Source organism: Bartonella sp. AA81SXKL, from assembly GCF_042196945.1.
Classification (GTDB): Bacteria; Pseudomonadota; Alphaproteobacteria; order Rhizobiales; family Rhizobiaceae; genus Bartonella.
This window is the reverse complement of record NZ_JBHIRH010000098.1, coordinates 1-1,158: the sequence shown is the minus strand read 5'-3', so window position 1 is coordinate 1,158 and position 1,158 is coordinate 1. Positions and strand designations below refer to the sequence as shown.

Genomic DNA, 1,158 nt, shown 5'->3' with positions numbered 1-1,158 from the left:
CATTGTTGTTTTTGTTTTGTGAGCAAAATTTCAAAATCATTTGTACGGACTTGATCGAGTAGTTTTTCAGCTTCTTGCCTATTTTCAGCACAGCCAAGATAGAAGATTATTTCTTTTGTTTGTCCTGGTAACAGATCAATATCGTAGGCGAGTGCTGAACAAGGATCACATCCTGCTTCAATCCTATTGGAAAGCGCATCAGCTTTACGGAGTGCATGTGGATGTGTAACTGTTCCTGTTAAACCGATAAACTCGTTACGATCAGTAGTGGTACTGGTTGGTATTTCGGATGCTGATAAAAATGCCACTTGTTGGTGATAGGGATTTGGAATAAAATGTGCACCACGTTTGGAATCATAAAAGGGAAGAAGAAAAGGTGCATATTTTGTTCGGATATTGCCTAAGACCCATTCAACATAATTATAAAGGCGTAAGCTTCGTGATTTTTTCCCTTCATTTTTGAGGATAAGACGTGAAAGGCGAATAGGTTTTTTTTGATCGAGTGTATGGGTGAGTTCTAAGGTAATTTCTGAGTGTTGAGATTTAAAGGTTGAGAATCCAAAACCATGGCAAGACTCATAGACAACACTTTCGTTGCATTCTACAGCAGAAATTGGTGAGAAACGTTTTAAAGATAGGCGGTCAACGATATAAAGTGCTTCCCCTGGACGGTTAGAAACCGGATCATTTGTCCAAGGGGTTAATTGATAATCGCGGCTGTTATTGGCCCAAGTAAAGAGTGCACCTTCAGCGGAGACATGGAAGCCAAAGCTTTTGTTTGCGATCACATTAATCCATGGATGTGGTGTAGTGGTTTGTCCATGAAGACGTATCACATAGTTATTATTGTGGTTAAAACCGCCATAGCCATTCCAATATTGTAAATCTTTTCCATTAATGGGAAGAGTGGATGATTTTTGTTGACTGATAAGACCAATAGAAACGAAGAGGCTTTGTTCAGTTTGTGTTGATATTTGTCTTCTTTTGTCGTTTAGTTTATCATGAGATCCTTGATGACTATTCCGTGTGACGAGATCAAAATGACTCTCATTAAGTCGTTTGAGCTGTTCAGATAAAGACCCATTTTGAGCATGAAGGATGATACGGGCTGAGGCAAGAAGCACCTTAAAGCTTTGTTCATTCATTTGATCACGTTGA

The 1,158-nt window shown here is 39.1% G+C and carries 1 pseudogene; it reads right to left on the bottom strand.

Annotation, left to right across the window (positions count from 1 at the left end):
* A pseudogene (locus ACFINZ_RS09785) lies at nt 1–1,158 on the bottom strand (protein ndvB); the annotation flags it as partial.